The 22,164-nt window shown below is 39.0% G+C and carries 14 protein-coding genes, 3 tRNA genes and 1 pseudogene; 9 read left to right on the top strand and 9 right to left on the bottom strand.

Features of this window, described 5'->3' with window-relative positions; translation table 11 throughout:
- Positions 1-68: 68 nt before the first annotated feature.
- The 7 genes from FIU21_RS07675 to FIU21_RS07645 all read right to left on the bottom strand — a co-directional run bounded on the left by FIU21_RS07675 (position 69) and on the right by FIU21_RS07645 (position 6,413).
- A complete protein-coding gene (locus FIU21_RS07675) occupies positions 69-1,085 on the bottom strand; it encodes a branched-chain amino acid aminotransferase (protein WP_004361089.1) in 1,017 nt (338 codons plus the stop codon).
- Between the two features lie 127 nt (positions 1,086-1,212).
- Positions 1,213-1,401 carry an exodeoxyribonuclease VII small subunit gene (xseB, locus tag FIU21_RS07670; protein WP_004361088.1) on the bottom strand — a complete coding sequence of 63 codons (189 nt, stop codon included), beginning with the start codon at positions 1,399-1,401 and terminating at the stop codon, positions 1,213-1,215.
- Positions 1,402-1,441: 40 nt separating this feature from the next.
- Positions 1,442-2,746 (bottom strand): exodeoxyribonuclease VII large subunit, encoded by a 1,305-nt coding sequence (gene xseA, locus FIU21_RS07665; protein ID WP_004361087.1) that lies wholly within the window; start codon positions 2,744-2,746, stop codon positions 1,442-1,444.
- Positions 2,747-2,774: 28 nt separating this feature from the next.
- Positions 2,775-4,196, bottom strand: coding sequence for a S8 family peptidase (locus tag FIU21_RS07660; protein ID WP_036886734.1), 1,422 nt, complete (start codon positions 4,194-4,196; stop codon positions 2,775-2,777).
- 97 nt (positions 4,197-4,293) lie between these two features.
- Positions 4,294-4,366 (bottom strand) — tRNA-Lys (locus FIU21_RS07655).
- Between the two features lie 39 nt (positions 4,367-4,405).
- Positions 4,406-4,478: transfer RNA gene (locus FIU21_RS07650), tRNA-Lys, on the bottom strand.
- A gap of 519 nt (positions 4,479-4,997) precedes the next feature.
- On the bottom strand, positions 4,998-6,413 hold the full coding sequence (locus FIU21_RS07645; protein ID WP_013263860.1) for a threonine/serine exporter family protein: 1,416 nt from the start codon (positions 6,411-6,413) through the stop codon (positions 4,998-5,000).
- A gap of 775 nt (positions 6,414-7,188) precedes the next feature.
- Here FIU21_RS07645 and FIU21_RS07640 point away from each other — a divergent pair.
- The gene (locus FIU21_RS07640; RefSeq protein WP_155812522.1) at positions 7,189-7,902 is read left to right on the top strand and encodes a hypothetical protein; all 714 of its coding nucleotides are present in this window, start codon (positions 7,189-7,191) and stop codon (positions 7,900-7,902) included.
- A 388-nt stretch (positions 7,903-8,290) separates the two neighbouring features.
- Here FIU21_RS07640 and FIU21_RS13330 read toward each other — a convergent pair.
- Together FIU21_RS13330 and FIU21_RS07635 are read right to left on the bottom strand one after the other, a co-directional pair.
- Positions 8,291-8,584: pseudogene (locus tag FIU21_RS13330) on the bottom strand (helix-turn-helix domain-containing protein).
- 135 nt (positions 8,585-8,719) lie between these two features.
- Entirely contained in the window at positions 8,720-9,772 is a 1,053-nt protein-coding gene (locus FIU21_RS07635; protein WP_004361083.1) for a glycerate kinase family protein, read from the bottom strand.
- A 95-nt stretch (positions 9,773-9,867) separates the two neighbouring features.
- Between FIU21_RS07635 and sppA the strand changes: the two genes are divergently transcribed.
- From sppA to FIU21_RS07595, 8 genes are all read left to right on the top strand, one after another.
- Positions 9,868-11,646 (top strand): signal peptide peptidase SppA, encoded by a 1,779-nt coding sequence (sppA, locus tag FIU21_RS07630; RefSeq protein ID WP_004361082.1) that lies wholly within the window; start codon positions 9,868-9,870, stop codon positions 11,644-11,646.
- A 6-nt stretch (positions 11,647-11,652) separates the two neighbouring features.
- A complete protein-coding gene (gene lpxK / locus FIU21_RS07625; RefSeq protein ID WP_036886732.1) occupies positions 11,653-12,834 on the top strand; it encodes a tetraacyldisaccharide 4'-kinase in 1,182 nt (393 codons plus the stop codon).
- Entirely contained in the window at positions 12,716-13,525 is an 810-nt protein-coding gene (locus tag FIU21_RS07620; RefSeq protein WP_081439540.1) for a purine-nucleoside phosphorylase, read from the top strand. Before lpxK ends, FIU21_RS07620 begins: the two co-directional genes overlap by 119 nt.
- A gap of 99 nt (positions 13,526-13,624) precedes the next feature.
- Complete coding sequence (locus tag FIU21_RS07615; protein WP_004361079.1) at positions 13,625-14,734, top strand: thiamine-phosphate kinase; 1,110 nt, start codon at positions 13,625-13,627, stop codon at positions 14,732-14,734.
- 133 nt (positions 14,735-14,867) lie between these two features.
- A tRNA-Phe gene (locus FIU21_RS07610) sits at positions 14,868-14,940 on the top strand.
- Positions 14,941-15,729: 789 nt separating this feature from the next.
- Positions 15,730-17,811 (top strand): GDSL-type esterase/lipase family protein, encoded by a 2,082-nt coding sequence (locus FIU21_RS07605; RefSeq protein ID WP_004361078.1) that lies wholly within the window; start codon positions 15,730-15,732, stop codon positions 17,809-17,811.
- 395 nt (positions 17,812-18,206) lie between these two features.
- On the top strand, positions 18,207-20,087 hold the full coding sequence (locus FIU21_RS07600) for an IS1634 family transposase (protein WP_172891355.1): 1,881 nt from the start codon (positions 18,207-18,209) through the stop codon (positions 20,085-20,087).
- Positions 20,088-20,224: 137 nt separating this feature from the next.
- Entirely contained in the window at positions 20,225-21,787 is a 1,563-nt protein-coding gene (locus FIU21_RS07595; protein WP_004361077.1) for a sulfatase, read from the top strand.
- Positions 21,788-22,164 lie beyond the last annotated feature (377 nt).

Below are 22,164 nucleotides of genomic sequence, written 5' to 3'. Positions count from 1 at the left end.
CTGAACTTTGATACAAATCTTTGTTTTCTATACTTATCTTTATAAACGCATTCTCGTTCTACAAAAGATTATTCAATTACTACAGTTGTCCAACCATGCTTGTCTTCTATCGTGCCATACTGAATACCACGGAGGGTTTCATAAAGCTTGGTAGACCATGGTCCTGGTTTGTCACCAAAACTATAAACCTTACCCGTCTCCGTATCATCAAGATGTGATATCGGAGAGATAACAGCTGCTGTACCACAAGCACCAGCTTCCTCAAAGCTATCCAATTCATCTTCTGAAATAGGACGACGCTCTACCTTCATTCCAAGGTCTTCAGCAATCTGCATCAGACTCTTGTTCGTTATAGATGGCAAGATAGAACTTGACTTAGGAGTAACGTAAGTATCATCCTTGATACCAAAGAAGTTGGCTGCACCACACTCGTCAACATACTTCTTCTCCTTTGCATCCAAATAGAACTCTGATGCATAACCTTGCTCATGTGCACGACGATTTGCTCTAAGTGATGCAGCATAGTTACCACCTACCTTATACATACCAGTTCCCAATGGGGCAGCACGGTCAACATCACGAACAATAACATAAGGATTAGCACAGAAGCCACCCTTAAAGTAAGGACCAACAGGGGTAACAAAGATTAAGAAGCAATATTCCTCTGCTGGACGAACACCCACCTGAGCAGATGTACCAATTAACAACGGACGAATATAGAGTGAGGCACCACTCTCGTAAGGTGGAATATATTCTTGATTAAGACGAACAACCTTCTTAACCATTTCTGCAAACAACTCTGTTGGTACTTCTGGCATCACAATACCACGACTTGTATTCTGCAAACGTTTTGCATTTTCCTCTACACGAAAAACACGCACTTTACCATCTGGACAACGATATGCCTTCAATCCCTCAAAAGCCTCTTGACCATAGTGAAGACAAGTTGCTGCCATGTGAAGTTTAAGATACTCATCTGAACTGACTTCTACCTCACCCCACTTTCCATTGCGATAGTAACAGCGAACATTATAATCAGTTGGCATATAGCCAAATGATAAACTTGACCATTCTATATCCTTCATATTATTTTCGTGTTAAGTTATTATTCATGACAATTATCTACAAAAGTAAACAAAATATTCTTACCATGCAACCAAATAACAAGTTAATTAAACTTACATTTCGTTTTCTAAATAAGAAAATAGAGAATTATTGCTTTCCTAAAAGCTTCTGAATCTCGTTGTCGGTACGCTTAAGTTTTTGTTTACAGAGCTTTACTAACTCTTGAGCTTCTTTTAATTGGGCAGCCATAGAGTCTATATCAAGTTCTCCACGTTCCATTTTATCTACAATAGCTTCCAATTTATGAACTGCTTCTTCGTATTTTATTTCTTTCATTGCCTTTTTACATTAATAATATATGGAATAATATGCTCTTTTAAGATAAATGCTCTACCTTACTCTCTACCTCGCCAGCCTCAAAACGTGTTGTTATCGTATCACCTATCTTTAAATCTTTAGCGTTACGAATTGTTTTACCATTACACAAAGTAATACTGTACCCACGCTTTAAAAGTAAAGAAGGGTCAAGCAACCTTGCCCGCTGTTCAAGTATATCGAGTCGATGATGCTCACTGGACAACTTATTTTGCAGTGTGGGTAACAGACGATTTTGTAACGTGCTTACATGAAAATCAGCCTGTTTGATAGTTTCATTCATTCTCATCACCAGACGTTGAGATAAGCCCTCAAGCCAAGCCTCCTGCTTAGTACGAACCACAGAAAACAATACTGGAATATGTGAACCAATATGTTGAATACGCATTTTCTCAACCTCTAAAGCTTTCTTGACACCATCAACTATCGCAACTTGTGCGTTTTCTACTCTCATCAACGTTGAAGCAAGATAATCTATGAGATAAGCAGCGACGGCAGTTGGTGTTTTCACACGTTGAAACGATACCATATCCAAGATGCTTTCATCACGTTCGTGCCCAATACCTGTTATAATTGGTAATGGAAAGTTTGCCACATTCTCAGCAAGATTCAAGGTATCAAAACCGCTAAGGTCGGCTGTTGCGCCACCACCACGAATAATAACAACACAGTCGAAATCTTCTTCACGACTATTGATTTGATTCAAAGCGTTTATTATACTCTGTTCAACAGAGTCGCCCTGCATAATAGCAGGAAACAATTCTACGTGGAAATAGAGTCCATACTCATTAGTTTCCAACTGATTACAGAAGTCACCATAACCAGCAGCGGTCTCAGAAGAGATTACAGCTATACGCTGAGCAAACATCGGAAGACAAAGTTCTTTTTGCAAATCAAAGACTCCTTCAGCCTTTAATTGACGGATAATCTCTTGCCGCTTACGCATCATATCACCCATCGTATACTCAGGATTGATATCATCAACTATCCAAGAGAAGCCATACTGAGGATGAAATTGAGCATGAACTTGTAACATTACCTTCATTCCTGCTCGTATTTCCTGACCTGTAATACGAACAAAAGCAGGCTTAATAAGTGTCCAAATGTTGCTCCAACACTTTGCTGAAGCACGTGCTATAGGTACATTGCTCCCTTCATTCTTCTCAATCAGCTCCATATAACAGTGTCCACGATTCTCACGGGCTTCAGACAATTCTGCTTCCACCCAATAAGAACGTGACAGAGTTGCATCTATCACATCTGCAACAAGACTGTTTAATTCAAATAACGAAAGTGCTTTGGTCATCTTTTAGAAATATATGTTTCACTAACCACTACTGATTATAACGAGTTGCTGACTGATAGGCTGACCAAAAGTCAGGTATACCATATCCCATTATATTGTCAGGAGATTGACAATTATTTCCCGATTGACGAACAATATCTATTATCTCTTTTGCAGATTTATTAGGGCATGCCTGCCACAAACAGGCTACCATACCTGCAATAAGTGGACAAGCGAACGACGTTCCATTGTCTGGTATGATATATCCCCTACCCGATACGACATTTGTTGGACATCCGTAAGCCATTACATCTGGCTTAATACGCCCATCAGCTGTAGGCCCTATTGATGAAAAAGGGGCATTAACTTCATCAAGAGAAACTGCTCCCACGGTAAGAATATCATGTGCATCAGCAGGAACATTAATCTTCTTCCAAGTTCCCATACCATCATTACCTGCACTATTTACAAGTATCATTCCCTTACTTGCCAAACGTGATGCTGCTTGAGAAATTGCTGCAGTTCGCCCATTTAAATCTGAGTAACGATAGTTCATAGATATGTCATCAAAGCCGTGATAACCCAAAGATGAACTAATGATATCAACACCTACAGAATCAGAAAACTCAACTGCAGCTATCCAAAAATCTTCTTCTGCAAGGCTTTCTGTCGAATAGTCTTCCGTACGAAGCAACCAGAAATCGGCTTTAGGAGCAGTACCCACAAACACCGTAGGCTGATTCATCGCTATTGTTGACAAAGTTTTAGTACCATGATCCATCTCTTTATAGACATCATTATCGTACCCTGCAACAAAGTTATGTGTACCTTTTATATTGAGATTCCTAAAGGCAGCAATCTTATCCACATTCATAAATCCTGCATCCAACACTGCGATAGTCATGCCTTGTCCCATAAAACCAAGGTTGTGCAGCTTTCTACCATTCAAACTCTCAATTTGCCCCTTACCCATACCATAGTAGTCGTGAACCGTAGAATCAAGAGATTGAAGTTCAGAATTATAACGAACACGTTGAGAAAGTGGACGGATAGAGTCTGGAGAGACAAATACCAGCTTACTATCTTTCACAAAAGACAATACTTTTAAGTCTTCTAACGTTTGGCGATTATTGCCACGCACAAGAACAGAGTTATTCCATTTACTCACAGCAACAACCTTACCACCTCTCTTCTTTATCTGTTGAATATAATCAGGTGATACCGGTAGGTCTGTCGAATCAAGCTTTAATCCCTGACGTTCACGTCGAAGAAGAGAAGCTTTTGAGAGAAATTTCTCTGGTTTATCCAAGGAATAAGGTGTCCCATTCTTATCTTTTAAAGTAACACGGAACATATAACACTTTCCTCCTGGGTAACTTATCAAGCCACCACTCTTATTAGAAGCTAATAAAGTAGCGCTGACCAGTATAAATAGGAATATAATATAATTTCTGAGATAAGTTTGTTTCATAATCTGCAAACTTACACAAAATAATTGAATTATACCGCAGATATAAAAAGAAATTAGATAAATAAAAAGGATTTCCTTTATTAGGAAATCCTTCTTGTACACCCTTAGGGATTCGAACCCTAGACCCACTGATTAAGAGTCAGTTGCTCTACCAACTGAGCTAAGGGTGCATGCTAAACGAAAAGACTTGGGTTAGAAATCAATTCTTGTACACCCTTAGGGACTCGAACCCTAGACCCACTGATTAAGAGTCAGTTGCTCTACCAACTGAGCTAAGGGTGCTCATTTCGTTTTTGCGAGTGCAAAGGTATTACTTTTTTGCGAATTAACCAAACTTTTCTATCTTTTTTTTAGTTATAAATCAGTCGATAATATTATGCCATCAGGCTGAAAGTTTAGTATAACTACATGATAATATGAGAATTACAAAATGACATGGTTCTAAAAGGAAGCAATTATTTTTATGTCTTTATAATTATCTTTCGCTCCAGATAAGTAAATTCAGACGCCTTTGAAGCCTAATCAACTTATATAATTTAACCCAATTCGATCATTAGAGCCTAAACATATTTTGTTTTATTATCGAACAGATTGTTTGGCTTTGGAACGCAGGCGTAGCGGGCTACGTCAAGTTAAAAAGACGGACAAGATGCCGATAAGAAAATAAAAGATGTTAGGAAACAACACAAAACAAGAATTCCTGAAACATTGTGGTCTAATGACCGATTTGGGTTAAACAAAATGAGGATGAAACTTACAACAGTTTCATCCTCATAATATCGTTTTATAATGATTTCTCTATTATATATTATACTGATGCAAATCAACGAACTTACCACGCTGGCGACGCTCATCAATCATACGTTGTAGCTTTGCCTTGCGATGTGGCGCAATCCATTTCTTCGCAAAAATGTTAGGAATAGCAACACCAAGAGCAATACAAACTAAGACTAACGAACCATTGATTGCAAAAGACATAGCATGCGTTACTTCTCCAACAACACCCTGCATCCCCATAAAACCATAAAGTGCACGATACATTAACACACCTGGAACGATAGGGATAACAGCAGGAATAGTGATACACTGATGTGGTGTATGGAGAATATGGACAGCCTTAATATTAATGATAGATATCAATGCCGAGCCACAAAGTGAACCAACAACTATTCCAAGTCCAAGACCAGCATTTCCTGTTGAAGGGTCAAGGAAAACGAAGTTACGCGTACAAACACAGATTATACCTCCAACCGCAATCCAAGGCATTAAACGATATGGAATATTATAAATAGTTGCAAAGCCCATAGCAGAAATTGCAGCAGCAACAGCATAGACATAGAAAGAGTGATGAGGAATAGTAGGGAGGTCTTTTGCAAAACCATCAAAGCTACCACATTTAATTGCCAACATAATACCAAATGACATTGCTATGACAATAAGAAGCGTGTTCATTGCACGGACTAATCCCGTGTTTATATGATTGTCTAACAAGTCATTAACAGCGTTTATTAAAGGGACTCCTGGAACAATATAAAGGGCACAAGCTAAGAGTGGATGCCAAGGAGTTTCTGTAAACAGAATTGGACGAAGGAACTCTGGTAGCGCTGCTTGAACGGTAGGTGTAGAGAGAAAAGACGACAACCATGCAAGAATTGTACTAACAAAAGCCGCAACAGCAAAGTTAGCATAAAGATTAGAACCAGAATGATTCAAGAACATACGAAGACGATTACCCAATATAGCAGCAATAGAAGCATAGAAGAAAGCTGTCCAATCACAACCGAACTGAATACAGAATCCACCACAAGCAAGTCCTGCACCAATAGCAATTATCCAATCCTTGTAATAGTGTTTACCATTAGCAATCTTTTCAAGTTCCTCTTCATACTTGTCTAACGAATAGTCCTTTTGAATAGCACGCCATGAGAGTTTTGAAACTTCCTGAATAGCAAGCATATTAATTACATGCTTATCACAACGCTGCATCTTAGAAAAACTATGATATTCGTCACTAACATTCACCTGCAACATATAATAATCAATGTTCATGTGCAGATTCTCTTTGGGAAGTCCCAAATAAGCTGCTGTACGCTCCATATTTCGCTTCACACGACTCGTATCAGCAGAACTTTCCATAAGAATTTGCCCTGTACGAAGGAGCAAATCGAGTTTTCTACGAAGGGTTTTCTTGGAACAATCCATCTGTTTTTCGTCCATACAAAACAATCTTTAAACTTTAAAACTTTTGCAAAGGTACAATTTATTATCCGTATAGGAAAATTACGCTGCTAAAAATCAAATCTTTAGCTTAATAATTATAGAACTTTGTTCTCAATAGTAAAAAGCTCATCAGACTTTTCGAGTAATACTACTATAGATTTTTACGACGCAAACCCCTACTCTCTTTTAGACCTATTCGTAATAAACAAGTTTTCTTATGCTTAGTAAATCTGTACATCGTAACCGTCCGCACCATTGGTGTTCACCGCCCGCACAAGATGTGCTAACCCTCCGCACAATATGTGCTGTCCCTCTGCACCAAATCATTTCACAAACAGTAAAATACGGTTTAATAGAAGTTTGAGAAGGTATATATCAAAGAGTCGATGAATAAAAACAAACGGGTTTCTTTCCCTCTCCTTATTCTTCAATGCCCCAAAGAATCTTCTATCAATGCCGCAACGATAACAATTTTCTCGTAGAAAACGAAGTGGACGAGAAGAATCCGAACTATAAACATTGAGTTTCTTACATCTTCGTTAGGGAATCACTTCAAAGCAGTTTTTCATCGAGGTGTTAATACCGACAACATTCTGGTAACCAAAACCTTTCTGTAGGATAAATCGATTTTAATAGAGTGTTGTAACTATGAAAATAAAGCTTCTCAAATAATTATAAAATGCAAGATGTACAATAAAACAAATAATCTTCAAAATAAATTCCGATTTCTTTGGATTTCTCAAGAATGTTATATACTTTTGCTCATATCGTTATGAGAAAATATGTTTTTACTGCCATTATAGCATCTGTAACTTTAACGAGTTGCTTGAGTTTCTTCCCTAATCGGTACGAGAAAACTCTTGTATACAATGGTTTTCGAGCAAACACCAATACAGGGATAGCTACAAAAGTGAACATAAAAGGCTACTATTCTTTAGTTAATGATAGCACCAATTCTGCTGCTGTAGGAAGTTATTCCATCATTAACAAGAGTGGCACGTCGACGCTTGCAGGGTATAATCCTTTTATCCTTTATGAGGACGGAACATACGGAAATATTCTTTTTAATGCTGTAGAAAAGGATTTTTCTGCCAATGAGCATTATAAGAGAGCTAATATGGAATTGGATAAGGAGTGTACTCCTTTGAATAACATATATCTTATGAGGAGTGGGTATTATAAACTAAAAGAAGATACTATCTGTGTAACGACGTATATATTTTATTTACTACGCACAGAACTGGTATTACTGAGGTATAAAATCATTGATTGCAGCCATCTACTACTTTTAGATGAAACTTATATATCTGGAAATAAAAATGAAAACGATACTTGTGTTCGGAACAGGATATTTGAATTTATTCCAGCTAAAACACTTCCTTCTCCATCTTTGTTCCCAATTAAAAAGAAAAGGTGGGCTTGGACTAATAAGAAGGATTGGAAACAATTTAAGCATAGTATTGCAAAAACATCAAAAAACAAATAAGAATATACAATATTTTTTTCAAGTTTATCAGAGATACATTTTATAGCAATTATTACTTATCATCCTTTAACCCACATCGATCATTAGAGACTAAACATATTTTATTATTGAGCAGATTGTTTGGCTTTGTAACGCAGGCGTAACGGGCTACGTCAAGTTACAAAGATACACAAGATGCCGATAAGAAAATAAAAGATGTTAGGAAACAATACCATAGTAATAAGAATTATACATATTGTGGTCTAATGACCGATTGGGCTTTAGTAAGATTACTAAACATTGACTCTTTTTTGATTCGTTTAATCTAAAAATCTACAGCAATAGTATTTATTGTTTTACTTCACGGTAGTTGACTTCGATTATCTCTTTGAGATTATCGGAATCTTCTTCATTTTAAGAGGCATTGATTTCGGGAATAAACAGGTATTTTAGTGTTCAGTAAATCCGTAATGTCTCTCTTCTTATAATAACACTTGTGTCCAATCATTGAGTAAGGAATTTTACCCACATTTCAGTATGATTACAAGGTACACTTACTGATAATCAAACGCTTACATGAATCTTCGTTATCAAGCCAGCCCTCCGCATTGAGCGGATTGCCGATGAATTAATCGATACGATGAATAAAGTTTGCAGAACAAAACAATTTATTAAAAATATATTTTCCTGTCACTGATGTCATCCAAAAAGAGCCTATAAATCATTGATTTGCAGTACCTTTATATGAAGTGTTAAAAGTGACAGCAAAATAAAATTAAAACAACAATGCTTATATCACTAACTTTAGTCTGCTTTATTACTCCGCATATCGGAAACCTTAATTTAACTGTATAATAGCTTTTCGAATATTCTCTTTTGCAACGGTAGGTTTCATTGCTTCTGTAAGCATCATATCCGTTGGTGTAATACATTGAACTTGTGAGAAACCTGCTTTAAGTAAAGCTGCCGCATCCTTTACCTTCCCAGCTATAAGCATAACAGGAACATTCTTGCGAAGGCCATATTCTAAAACCCTTATCGGTATCTTTCCCATTAATGTCTGACTATCTGCACTACCCTCCCCTGTTATAATCAAATCTGCATCTTCTATAAGTGAATTAAAATTGACAGCTTCTAAAAGAACATCTGCACCAGACATCATCTTGGCATTCATAAACTGCATAAAAGCATACCCCAATCCACCTGCAGCTCCAGCACCGTTATTCAAAGAACAATCAAAACCTAACTGAGCAGTAGCCATACGTGCAAAAGTACGTGCTCGACGATCCAAACAAGCTATCATTTCTGGTGTCGCTCCCTTCTGTGGACCAAAAATGACAGCAGCACCACGTTCACCAAAGAGAGGATTATTTACATCTGAAGCTAAGGTTATATCTAAATCTCGTAGAAATTTATCACGCCAGTTCTTCCCAAGAATGTCTTTCAAAGCAGCTAACATACCAAGTCCGCAATCGCTTGTAGCCGACCCTCCAAGTCCGATAATAAACTTTCTAAACCCTCTTTGAAGTGCATCTGCAAAGAGTTCACCTAATCCATAAGTGGTAGCTCGTAAAGGGTTCAACTCCTGTTGCTTAAGAAGATTTATACCACACGACAAAGCCGTCTCTATGACGACCGTATTATCTGCACATATGGCATAGCTTGCTTGGATGGGACGCATGAGTGCATCGTGGCAATTAATAGTAATCTCCTTACAGTCGAATAACTGTAAAAAGACTTCTAACATTCCATCTCCTCCATCCGTGACAGGAACCTTTACAACCTTAACTTCCTGCCACCGTTCACGAAGTCCTTGCTCTACTGCATCTTCTGCTTCAACAGAAGATAAGCAACCTTTAAAACTATCAATAGCTAAAATAATATGCTTCATATTGACTGCAAAGTTATTAAGAATTCGTGAATAATTTGGTTTTTACATCTATTATATATATCTTTGCAAGATAAACTGTAATTATATACCTCTTTATGAAACAATTTTTCAAATTTGTTTTTGCTTCTTTCTTTGGAATGATGTTGTTTAGCATCGTTACAGGACTCTTTGCACTGTTTACTATTGCTGGTATGATTGCATCGCAGGATACAACCAAAGAACCTGAAGACAACTCAGTACTTGTATTGAATCTTTCAGGACAGATGTCAGAGAGAAGTGAAAACAATTTTCTTAGTCAGCTACAAGGTTCTCAAATAAATAGTTTGGGTCTTGACGATATGCTTGAAGGGATTAGAAAAGCTAAAGACAACGATAAAATAAAGGGTATATACATAGAAGCTGGTGCGTTTGCGTCTGATTCATATGCTTCTATGCAGGCATTGCGTAAAGCACTACTCGATTTTAAGAAGAGTAGAAAGTGGATTATTGCTTACGCTGACACCTATACACAGGGTACATACTACTTGTCATCTGTTGCTGATAAGGTTTATCTTAATCCACAAGGACAGATTGACTGGCACGGATTGGCTTCTAAACCAGTTTTCATTAAGGACCTCTTAGCGAAGTTCGGTGTAAAGATGCAGGTAGTAAAGGTTGGTGCTTACAAGAGCGCAACCGAGATGTTCACTGGCGACAAGATGAGTGATGCTAATCGTGAACAAACATCAGCCTATTTAAACAGTATTTGGGGCAATATTACAAAGGAAGTTGGCGCAAGCAGAAGTTTGTCAGTAGCACAACTGAACGCATACGCTGATAGTATGATAACCTTTGCTGACCCACAAGAATATGTAAAATTAAAGCTCGTTGATGGCTTAGTTTATACAGACCAGATAAAGGAAATCGTGAAAAAACAGTTAGGTATTGAGACTGACAAAGACATCAATCAGGTTACAATTGCTGACATGGTGAACACTGAGGACAAAAACCAAGGTGATAAGGATAATGAAGTTGCAGTCTACTATGCTTATGGTGACATTGTTGATGGTGTTGTAGGAGGTCTTTTTTCACAGGATCATCAGATTGACGCACAAGTTGTTTGCAAGGATTTGGAGAAGCTGGCAAAAGATAAAGATGTTAAGGCTGTTGTCGTACGTGTCAACTCTGGCGGTGGTGATGCTTATGCATCAGAGCAAATCTGGCATCAGATTATGGAACTGAAGAAGCTGAAACCTGTCGTGGTTAGTATGGGTGGAATGGCTGCTTCTGGTGGCTATTATATGTCAGCTCCAGCCAACTGGATTGTTGCTGAGCCTACTACAATCACAGGGTCTATAGGTATCTTTGGTATGTTCGCCGATGTTAGCGGTCTGCTAAGAGAAAAATTGGGTTTAAAGTTTGATGAGGTGAAAACCAACAAATATGCAGACTTTGGCACACGCGCTCGTCCTTTCACAGAAGAGGAAATGTCATATCTTAGCCAATATATAAATCGTGGCTATAAACTCTTCCGTCACCGTGTGGCAGAAGGACGTAAGATGACTGAAGAACAGGTTGAGAAGGTAGCACAGGGACATGTGTTTACAGGTCAAGATGCACAAAAGATAGGACTTGTTGATCAGCTTGGTGGATTGGATGTTGCTGTAGCAAAAGCTGCACAACTTGCTAAACTACCAAATTATAGAACATGTGCTTATCCAAAGGAGCCTAACTTCTTGGAGCAAATGGTGGAGCAAACCAATCCTAATAATTACCTCAGCCAACAGTTACGTGTTAACTTAGGAGACTATTATGAGCCATTCAAACTCTTAAAGACCATCGATCAACAGAGTGCAATTCAGGCACGTTTGCCATTTTATCCTAATATCCATTAATCATATATGGAAGGAGACCACATCAAAATAAACAAATGGCTATTGCCTTTCAGCTGGCTCTATGGGCTTGGAGTAAGACTGCGCAATGAGTTATTTGAACTGAACATTCTCAAATCCCGACAGTTTGACATTCCAGTCATATCTGTTGGTAATATTACCGTGGGTGGTTCTGGCAAAACTCCCCACGTAGAATATCTTATCCGATTACTGAAGGATAAAATGAAGGTGGCTGTCCTCTCACGTGGCTATAAACGTAAGAGTCGTGGATACGTATTAGCAAACGAGAATACTCCTATGCGGGAGATTGGTGATGAGCCCTATCAAATGAAGACAAAGTTCCCTGATATTCGTGTTGCAGTTGATAAGAAGCGATGTGAGGGAATAGACCGATTAACATCTGATGAGGAAACAAAAGATACAGATGTAATCCTTTTAGATGATGCTTTTCAGCACCGATATGTACATCCTGGTATCAATATTCTGTTAGTTGATTATCATCGGCTTATCATCTATGACAAACTACTTCCTGCTGGTAGATTACGTGAACCACTCTCAGGAAAAAATCGTGCAGATATTGTGATTATCACAAAGTGTCCTAAGAGTCTAAACCCAATAGACTATCGTGTATTGAGTAAAGCTATGGAGCTCTACCCTTTCCAACAGCTTTATTTTACGACGTTAGACTATTGTGATTTGGAACCTATCTTCAGTAAGGGAAGAAATATACCACTCACTGAGATAAGAGGAAAAAACATCTTGTTGCTTGCTGGTATCATGTCACCAAAGCAGTTAGAATTGGATTTGAACTCTTTCACAGGAAACAATGCACTGACAACACTCTCGTTCCCAGATCATCATGCATTCACAACAAAGGATATTCATCGTATTAACGAGACCTTTGCTAAAATGCCTGAGCCTAAATTGATTGTCACAACAGAGAAAGATAAGGCACGTCTTGTTGATATTGATAAATTGTCAGACGAAGTAAAAGAAAATATTTATGCGCTTCCTATCAAGGTAAGCTTTATGCTTGACAAGGAAGAGATATTCAATCAAAAAATAATATCCTATGTACGAAAAAATTCAAGAAACAGCATCTTGGCTAAAAGAGAGGATGACCACAAGTCCAAAGACAGCCATCATTCTGGGCACAGGCCTCGGACAATTAGCTTCAGAGATAACCGATAGCTACTCATTTTCTTATCAAGATATACCAAATTTTCCAGTTTCAACAGTAGAAGGTCATGCTGGTAGCCTTATCTTTGGAAGACTTGGTGGTAAAGATATCATGGCTATGAAAGGTCGCTTCCACTTCTATGAAGGATATAACATGAAGGATGTTACCTTCCCAATTCGTGTAATGCACGAGTTAGGCATTGAAACATTATTTGTTTCAAATGCTTCTGGTGGTATGAATCCATCGTTCAAGATTGGTGACCTCATGATTATTACAGATCATATTAATATGTTCCCAGAACATCCGCTACGTGGTCGTAACTTCCCTACAGGCCCTCGTTTTCCTGATATGCACGAGGCATACGACCATAAATTGGTTGATTTAGCAGACTCTATTGCTAAGGAGAAGAACATCGAAGTTCAGCATGGAGTTTACATGGGCGTACAAGGACCAACCTTTGAAACACCTGCAGAATACCGTATGTACCACAAGATGGGAGGTGATGCTGTTGGCATGAGTACCGTACCAGAGGTTATCGTTGCTCGCCATAGTGGTATTAAGGTGTTCGGCATCAGTGTAATCACAGACCTTGGCGGCTTTGACGTTCCTGTAAAGGTTAGCCATGAAGAGGTTCAGGAGGCTGCAAACGCTGCACAGCCACGTATGACTGAGATTATGCGTGAGATGATTAAACGCTCATAAGGCATATAAATATAAAAAGAAACTAAGGCGTTCTTTATTCTATAATTCATAGATAAAGGACGTCTTAGACATTATATCAATAAGCTATTAATAAAGTAAATGGAAATAAAAGACCTTGGTGAATTCGGACTAATCAACCGTCTCACAAAAGATATACAACCAATCAACAACTCTACCATTATGGGCGTGGGTGATGATGCTGCTGTTTTACATTATCCAGATAAAGAAACACTTGTCTCTTCACAGATGTTCATGGAGGGTGTACAGTTCGATTTAACTTACATAGACATGGAACATCTTGCCTACAAGGTGGCTATGATAGCTATGAGTAACATCTTCGCTATGAACGGACAACCACGGCAACTCATCGTTTCATTAGGACTTGGAAAACGTTTCAAAGTAGAAGACCTTGATCAGTTCTATGCTGGTTTGAACAAAGCTTGTACTAAATGGAATGTAGATATTGTTGGAGGTGACACGACTTCTTCATATACGGGACTTGCTATTAACCTCACTTGTATTGGTGAAGCTGCTAAAGATGATATCGTCTATCGTAGTGGAGCAAATGAGACCGACCTTATCTGCGTTACCGGTGACCTTGGTTCTGCCTACATGGGCTTACAGATTCTCGAACGCGAAAAGACAGTCTACTATCAGCAGGTCCAGGAATATAATAATAAGGTAAAAGAAGCACAAAGTAATAAAGATGAGAAACGACTTGAAGCTTTGCGCCAAGAACGTTCAGCCATTGAGGATTTTCAGCCTGATTTTGCGGGTAAAGAATATCTTATTGACCGCCAGTTGAAACCTGAAGCACGTGGTGATGTTCTCAATCAACTGAGCACAGCAGGTATACACCCAACCTCTATGATTGATATTTCAGATGGATTGGCAAGTGAGTTAAAACATATTTGCGAAAAAAGTCACTGCGGTTGTAGAATTTATGAAAAGAATATTCCTATCGATTATCAAACTGCAGCAACCTGCGAAGAATTCAATATGAACCTTACAACAGCAGCTTTGAATGGTGGAGAAGACTATGAACTTCTTTTTACAGTACCTATCGGTGATCATGAGAAGATTGATAAGATGGAGAATATCAGACAGATAGGTTATATAACAAAGGAAAGCTTGGGCACATTCCTTATTGCTCGTGATGGTAACGAGTTTGAGTTAAAGGCACAAGGTTGGCCTATAAACGAGAAATAGTCAATCTGTTAAAGGATGTGAATAGGAACATTTTTTTTTAGAAAAACTTGGAGGAATAAAATAAAAGTACTACCTTTGCATCGCAATTAAGAAAGCAACACAAACGCTACAAAAATTGATTGCAAATAACGATGGTGCCATAGCTCAGTTGGTAGAGCAAAGGACTGAAAATCCTTGTGTCCCCGGTTCGATTCCTGGTGGTACCACTCCTCCTTTCATCAGGGCGGTTCTCGCAAGAGGCCGCTCTTTTTTTATTACTCATTATAACCTCCTTATAAGGAGACTGTCCTAAAAAGGGATCAGTCCTAAAACCCAGTTGCAAGTCTATACTCTTAAACGCATAATTTCATAAGTGTTTATTACCTTTGCATCATGAAGAATCACCAAAACGGCTCAGTAGAAATTGTCTTTACAACTTGACATAGCCCGCTACGTCTGCGCAAAAAAAAACAAGATGCTCGATAATAAAACACAATATGTTTAGGCTCTAATGAACTATTTGGGTTAAAAAGAAAAAGCGATGACCTTCACAGGTGATCGCTTTCTTTACTCAATAGGTATTAGTCTTTTAAAGGTAAAAGATTGTTTTCAGGATAACAGTCACAAAGATATATTATTTTCGCGTCACATGCAAACTTTTAGTAGATTATTTTTTTATTATAATGATGTGTGCGGACACATGTTTATGCAAAATCTATTTTTAACGAAATAAGTCTCAAACCTCATGTTTCATAAGGTTTTTTGTTATTTAAAAGTTCAGAAATTTAAGTTATTCCACTTGTATATTAATAGCCTTTTGTAATGCTATATGAATAGTTGTGCGTCTATACTTTTTCATCACACTACCGATCCTTTTGTATAATAATTTATCCATTAAAATGCTTTTGGTATCCATAGTGTCTCCTTTATTCATAGATTATAATTAACTTTGCAAAGAATTTATGTATAAGTTAAATATTAAGTAAAAGCAAAACCTTCCATTACTACATTTATAAATGATTATGAAGAAAAGAACAATCGTGTTGTTTGGAATGCTCCTTATGGTTTTGACTGCTGTTGCTGGCGGCAAAATCAAGGTAGCATGTGTAGGAAATAGTGTGACATGGGGAATGACAATTATCGATAGAGAAAAGAATTGTTATCCAGCACAACTACAGAAGATGTTAGGAGATAAATATGAAGTCAGAAACTTCGGACACTCTGGAACTACACTACTACAACATGGACATCGTCCCTATGTCGACCAACAAGAGTACCAAGACGCTTTGAACTTCAAGGCAGACCTTGTCATTATCCATCTTGGACTCAATGATACCGACCCACGAAACTGGCCTGAGTACAGTGAAGAATTTAATGCTGATTACATCCGTCTGATTGATAGTTTCCGTCAGGCGAATCCTAAAGCAAAGATTTGGATTTGTCTTACGACCCCTATCTTTGAGCGTCATCCACGTTTTGAGAGTGGTACACGCGACTGGCATGCGCAGATTCAGAAACATATACGACAAGTGGCGACTGCGACACGAGTTCCACTCATTGACTTAAATACACCTCTATATAGTCGTCCCGACCTTCTTGCCGATGCTATTCACCCGAATGCTGAGGGCGCAAAGATAATTGCAGAGACGGTCTATGGAGCCTTGACAGGCAACTATGGTGGGCTTGCCCTGTCTCCATTGTATACCGATGGTATGGTTATTCAGCGCAACAAACCTATTGTTTTCCGTGGAAAAGCAAATGTAGGTGAGACTGTTAAGGTCAACTTCAATGGACATATGCTTTCAGCTATAACAAATGATGCAGGAAAATGGAAGATCACCTTCCCTGCTGAGAAAGCTGGCGGACCTTATAAAGCCCAAATAAGTACGAAGAAAGAAAAGCTTACTATTAAAGACATATACGTTGGTGAAGTGTGGCTTTGCTCAGGACAATCAAACATGGAGTTACCTGTAAATGCTGTACAGAGCAGGACACAAGACTTGAATGAGGCTGAAAGTCAGACACACTTACATCTTTTTAATATGTCAGCTATCTACCCAACGACTGCCGTAGCATGGTCTGCTAATGCTTGCGACTCTGTAAATCGTCATCAGTACCTCCATATTGGACCATGGCGTAACTGCTCTCGAGAATCTTTGGGTGACTTCTCAGCTGTAGCTTATCACTTTGGAAAGAAGTTAGCAGACAGTTTGCAGGTCCCAGTAGGTATCATCTGTAATGCTGTTGGTGGTACCACTACAGAGTCATGGATTGACCGCCATACGTTAGAACAACGTATGCCAGCTATTCTTCGTGATTGGTATTATGGAGATTTCGGTATGAAATGGGCACGTGAGCGAGCATTGCAAAACATCAGCGTAAGTAAGAACCCACTGCAACGTCATCCTTATGCACCAGCCTATATGTTCGAGACTGGTATGCTTCCACTAAAAGGATATAGTATCAAGGGAATTGTTTGGTACCAAGGTGAGTCCAATGCACATAACATGGAACTACACGAACGTCTCTTCCCGATGTTACAGAAGAGTTGGCGTAACTTCTTCCATGACCCAGAGCTACCATTTTATTTCGTACAGCTCTCCAGCCTGAATCGTCCTTCATGGCCACGTTTCCGTGATTCTCAGCGTCGTATAGCATCAAGACTACGTAATACCTGGATGGCTGTTACAACAGATGTAGGTGATTCCTTAGATGTACATTACACGAACAAAAAGCCTGTCGGTGAGCGACTTGGCTTACAGGCTTTACACCATAGTTATGACTACAACATAGAATCTGATGGCCCTATCTGTCATTCTGTATCAGCAAAAGACAATGGAATTGAATTACAGTTTATTCACGCAAAGTCACTATCAGCTAAGGGCAGCCGCCTTATTGGCTTTGAGGTAGCAGGTGCAGATGGCATCTATTATCCAGCAGAAGCACAAATAACATCATCTAACACAATTCTTGTTAGATCGTCATCTGTAACACGCCCACTCTATGTTCGTTATGGATGGCAACCTTTTACACGTGCCAACCTTGTGAATGAGGTAGGATTACCATGTAGTACATTCCAATGGGCAGTAAAGAAATAAAGGTGTTTATAACCATCGTTCTTTGTTTAGAAAAAAGATACAATTAAGTCAGACTGTCCGCAGTCTGACTTTTTTTATTAAGACCATTCCAGACAGAATCCTATTTACTATATTACACAAATAGCATTTCTCCCTTTATGCCCCTTGATATATCCCTATATATTTGGTAGTTTAACCATATCATGCATCTACTATAGGACACTCTCAATAACTTTATAGCAAAAGAATTTAACCCAAGTTTAACCGGCAAAATTATTTTTCATAAATTTTCGGGATGTTTTGTGTAGTATCAATTTGATAAATGATTGATAATCAAGTATAGGGTATTGTAACGAGGAGTAAAATCTGATTTGTAGGACACAGCCATATCAAAAATATTTTGTTACTTTGCACTCATGCACGCAAATGTACAGACACGATTCAACCCTGCCACAGGCGACATGGCTCCTTATTATCGCATCAAGGAGTCATATCGTGACGTGCAGGGTCATGTACATTCGCTAATTCTGTTGAATATCGGGTTCGAACCTTCACTTACTGCTGTACAGGTCCGAAAAATTGCATACGCTCTTACCGAACGCTTCAAAAATAGAAGTACACCCTCGCTTTTCAAAGAACGCCTTGAGGGACTTACTCCTATTGAACAGGCAAAGGCTGACGAATGGTGGAGCCGTATGGAGAAAGAAGGTGGAATCGATCGGTTTAATAAGGAAGAGCAGAAGTCGCTGAGAAAATATGAGAACTATATTGACCTTGAGACGGCAAACTATACTGACGCAAGGAATGTTGGTGCAGAGTGGCTCTGCAAGCAGACAATAGACAAGCTGCAATTAGAGGGTTTTCTGCGCAAAAACGGGTGGACGGAAAATGCGATACACACGGCTTTGTCAGCATTGATTGTTCGCAAGGTATATGCAGTTTCTGAACGTTCATCTTATTATTATTTGCGCGATAACTCGGCTGCTGCTGAACTTTATAGTGGAGCTCTTAGCTGGACACCAGGAATCAATTCTCTGTATAAAATCACTGACAAATTATATGAACTAAAGGAACAGTTAGAGCGTCATTTGTGCAGCGTTACTGACGATCTCTTTAATATAGACAACAAGTTGATGCTCTTCGACTTAACCAACTTCTATTTCGAGGGTAGTAAGCGTAATAGCGATAAAGCCAAGTTCGGTCGTTCAAAAGAAAAACGCTCTGACTGTAAGCTACTTGTACTTGCATTATGTATCAATAAAGAAGGTTTTATACGTTATTCTTCTATCTTAGAGGGTAATACAGCAGATCCCAAGTCTCTACCCAATATGATTGATACACTGGCAAAGAGGAATCCATCACGAACCAAGGATACGCTCGTTATCATGGATCCAGGTGTTGCCACGGAAGAGAACTTGGAGTTAATAAAGAAAAAGGGTTACAATTATCTCTGCGTATCCCGTACGCAAATGAAGGACTATACGCTCAGTGATGATAATAAGAGCGTTACGGTAATGGATGCCCGTCGGCAAAAGATAACGCTGAAAGAGGTTAAGACAGAGGATGATAAGGATTATTATCTCGAAATAACATCTCCTTCGAAAGCTATGACAGAGTCGTCCATGAACAGGGTTTGGAAAGAGCGTTTTGAGATGGAACTGCAGAGGATAAACGATGGAATCTCCAAGAAAGGTGGAACAAAGACCTATGAAAAGGTTGTTGAACGTACAGGACGTGCCATACAGAAGTACCCTTCTATAGCGAAATTCTACCAGATAAGCTACATAAAAAATGAGAAGAAACTCAAGGAGATGCTGCGTGTAGACTGGGAGATAAAAGACCTCTCGGCAATGGAATCTGGTCACGGAGTCTATTTCCTCCGCAGCAATGTCAGGACACTTTCTGAGCGTGTGACATGGGAATACTACAATCTCATTCGTGAGATAGAATGTACGAACAGACAACTAAAGAATGAACTCAACCTCCGTCCTATCTATCATCAGAAAGATGAGCGAAGCGACGCACACCTCTTCTTCGGTTTATTAGCCTACTGGGTGGTAAACACTATCCGTTGTCAATTAAAACGAGAAGGAGAATCCTGTTACTGGACCGAGATAGTACGACGTATGAGTACCCAAAAGCTCGTCACCACAAAAGGGAAGAATCCATTAGGTGAAACCATCGAGATGCGCCAATGTAGTAGTCCTTCGAAGCAAGCAAAACAGATATACGATAAGTTGAACTTAAAACACTCACCATTCAAAAAGAATAAAATTTGTAGGACACAGAGCCCATAAGAAAAACGAGAAAAGTACGGTGACAGTAACAATTAGGCGAAAGTGGGTGTTAAACTTGGGTTAAGAACTTCATCATATTTATGTGGTGATTAGCAACTTTCTTTTTAACTTTGTACTCTATCTAAAAACCCCTATCAATGATTGATACAACAATGAATAACTATACCTTATATAATTCAAAGCACTCTTCGACCCTATTGATTACAACATCAATAGCTGTTCTTGGCGTGTCCCTCCCAGCCAAAGCACAACAAGTAAATACACAACCCAATATCATCCTGTTCATGGTAGACGACATGGGATGGCAAGACACATCCCTTCCCTTTGCCGATTCGATTACTGCCAATAATCGGAAATACGATACACCTAACATGGAAAGACTTGCTTCCGAGGGGATGATGTTCACAGATGCTTATGCAACTCCTATCAGTTCGCCCTCCAGATGTAGTCTGATGACAGGTATGAATATGGCTCGCCATCGGGTAACAAATTGGACTTTACATCGCGATAAGATGACGGATGGGAAACGAGATGGCGTAACATTACCTGATTGGAATTATAATGGTATTGCGCAAAGCGGTAATGTAGCACATACTACAAAAGCAATATCCTTTGTACAACTCCTAAAAAATGCAGGCTATCACACCATACATTGCGGAAAAGCTCACTGGGGAGCTATTGACACTCCGGGTGAGAATCCGTGCCATTTTGGCTTTGACGTGAACATTACAGGTACGGCAGCTGGTGGATTAGCTACCTATTTAAGCGAACGTAACTACGGTTTTACAAAAGATGGCAAACCCACATCTCCATTCGCTATCCCAGGCTTGGAACGTTATTGGGGTACTGGTATCTTTGCCACAGAAGCCCTTACACAAGAGGCAATAGCATCATTAGAGAAGGCTAAAAAATACGACCAACCTTTCTATCTCTATATGTCTCATTACGCTGTGCACGTACCAATCGATCGAGATATGCGTTTTTACCCTACGTATCGTGCACGTGGTCTTTCGGAAAAGGAAGCTGCTTACGCTTCATTGATTGCAGGAATGGATAAAAGTTTGGGAGATCTCATGGATTGGGTCGCAAAGGCAGGACTTAAGCGAGAGACTATCATCATCTTTATGAGCGATAATGGAGGACTCGCCTCATCATCCTATTGGCGGGATGGAGAACTTTACACGCAGAATGCACCACTCAAGAGTGGTAAAGGTTCTCTGTATGAAGGAGGTATAAGAGTTCCCTTTATTGTAAAATGGAATAATATTGTAAAACCAAATACTCGCTCTCATGCACCTATCATCATAGAGGATCTCTACCCTACCTTACTCTCCATGGCTGGAATTAAGAACTATCATGTACCACAAAAAATAGACGGACAAGACATTACACCTATTCTTCGTGGTAAACAACAAGGTGATAAGAAGCGACAACTGATATGGAACTATCCTAACATTTGGGATGGAGAGGGATTGGGAATCAGTCTTAATTGTGCCATTCGTGAAGGGCAATGGAAATTGATTTATTCGTATCTCACTGGTCAAAAAGAACTATATGATCTATCAAACGACCTGTCTGAGAAGAACGACCTTGCCTCTTCGCATCCTCAACTCGTTGCTCGCCTTTACAGACATCTCACATCTAAATTACACAAAATGAATGCACAGAAACCAATCGTGGAGGGTGAAAAAAGAAAATAAGAGTGGTTAGTTTAAGTAGATATAAGTTATTCATTGATTTTATTTCAACTGCATCATTCTACTCTTATAGGATAAAAGAGAGAATAGTATCTCCTTGAAGTGCTATCTTATCAACTTTACGAAATAAGCTACTAACCCAACAGGCTAAGTAAGTTCTTTGTAGTACAACTTGTTTATAACAATAAGTTGAACCTACTTTGGTGACATTTTGCAAGATGTTTAGCGCTCAACACAATTGGTGTTAACCAACAACACAATATGTGCGGAGCATCAACACGCTATGTGCGGAATGACTCTTTATCGATACATAATCATTATTAAGCATTGTATTATCGTATTCTATAAAGTCTGCTTCTCTTTATCAGTAAAGCTCGTAC

This window comes from Prevotella melaninogenica, assembly GCF_013267595.1.
GTDB classification, from domain to species: Bacteria; Bacteroidota; Bacteroidia; order Bacteroidales; family Bacteroidaceae; genus Prevotella; species Prevotella melaninogenica_D.
The sequence above is the reverse complement of the archived record's forward strand: the minus strand, read 5'-3'. Positions and strand labels throughout refer to the sequence as shown.

Coding starts and splice junctions, on each gene's coding strand:
- FIU21_RS07675 (WP_004361089.1), bottom strand. CDS start 1,085: ATGAAGGATATAGAATGGTCAAGTTTATCATTTGGCTATATGCCAACT.
- FIU21_RS07605 (WP_004361078.1), top strand. CDS start 15,730: ATGATTATGAAGAAAAGAACAATCGTGTTGTTTGGAATGCTCCTTATG.
- FIU21_RS07595 (WP_004361077.1), top strand. CDS start 20,225: ATGATTGATACAACAATGAATAACTATACCTTATATAATTCAAAGCAC.
- FIU21_RS07620 (WP_081439540.1), top strand. CDS start 12,716: ATGTACGAAAAAATTCAAGAAACAGCATCTTGGCTAAAAGAGAGGATG.
- xseB (WP_004361088.1), bottom strand. CDS start 1,401: ATGAAAGAAATAAAATACGAAGAAGCAGTTCATAAATTGGAAGCTATT.
- FIU21_RS07660 (WP_036886734.1), bottom strand. CDS start 4,196: ATGAAACAAACTTATCTCAGAAATTATATTATATTCCTATTTATACTG.
- FIU21_RS07640 (WP_155812522.1), top strand. CDS start 7,189: ATGAGAAAATATGTTTTTACTGCCATTATAGCATCTGTAACTTTAACG.
- FIU21_RS07600 (WP_172891355.1), top strand. CDS start 18,207: ATGCACGCAAATGTACAGACACGATTCAACCCTGCCACAGGCGACATG.
- FIU21_RS07615 (WP_004361079.1), top strand. CDS start 13,625: ATGGAAATAAAAGACCTTGGTGAATTCGGACTAATCAACCGTCTCACA.
- lpxK (WP_036886732.1), top strand. CDS start 11,653: ATGGAAGGAGACCACATCAAAATAAACAAATGGCTATTGCCTTTCAGC.
- sppA (WP_004361082.1), top strand. CDS start 9,868: ATGAAACAATTTTTCAAATTTGTTTTTGCTTCTTTCTTTGGAATGATG.
- FIU21_RS07635 (WP_004361083.1), bottom strand. CDS start 9,772: ATGAAGCATATTATTTTAGCTATTGATAGTTTTAAAGGTTGCTTATCT.
- FIU21_RS07645 (WP_013263860.1), bottom strand. CDS start 6,413: ATGGACGAAAAACAGATGGATTGTTCCAAGAAAACCCTTCGTAGAAAA.
- xseA (WP_004361087.1), bottom strand. CDS start 2,746: ATGACCAAAGCACTTTCGTTATTTGAATTAAACAGTCTTGTTGCAGAT.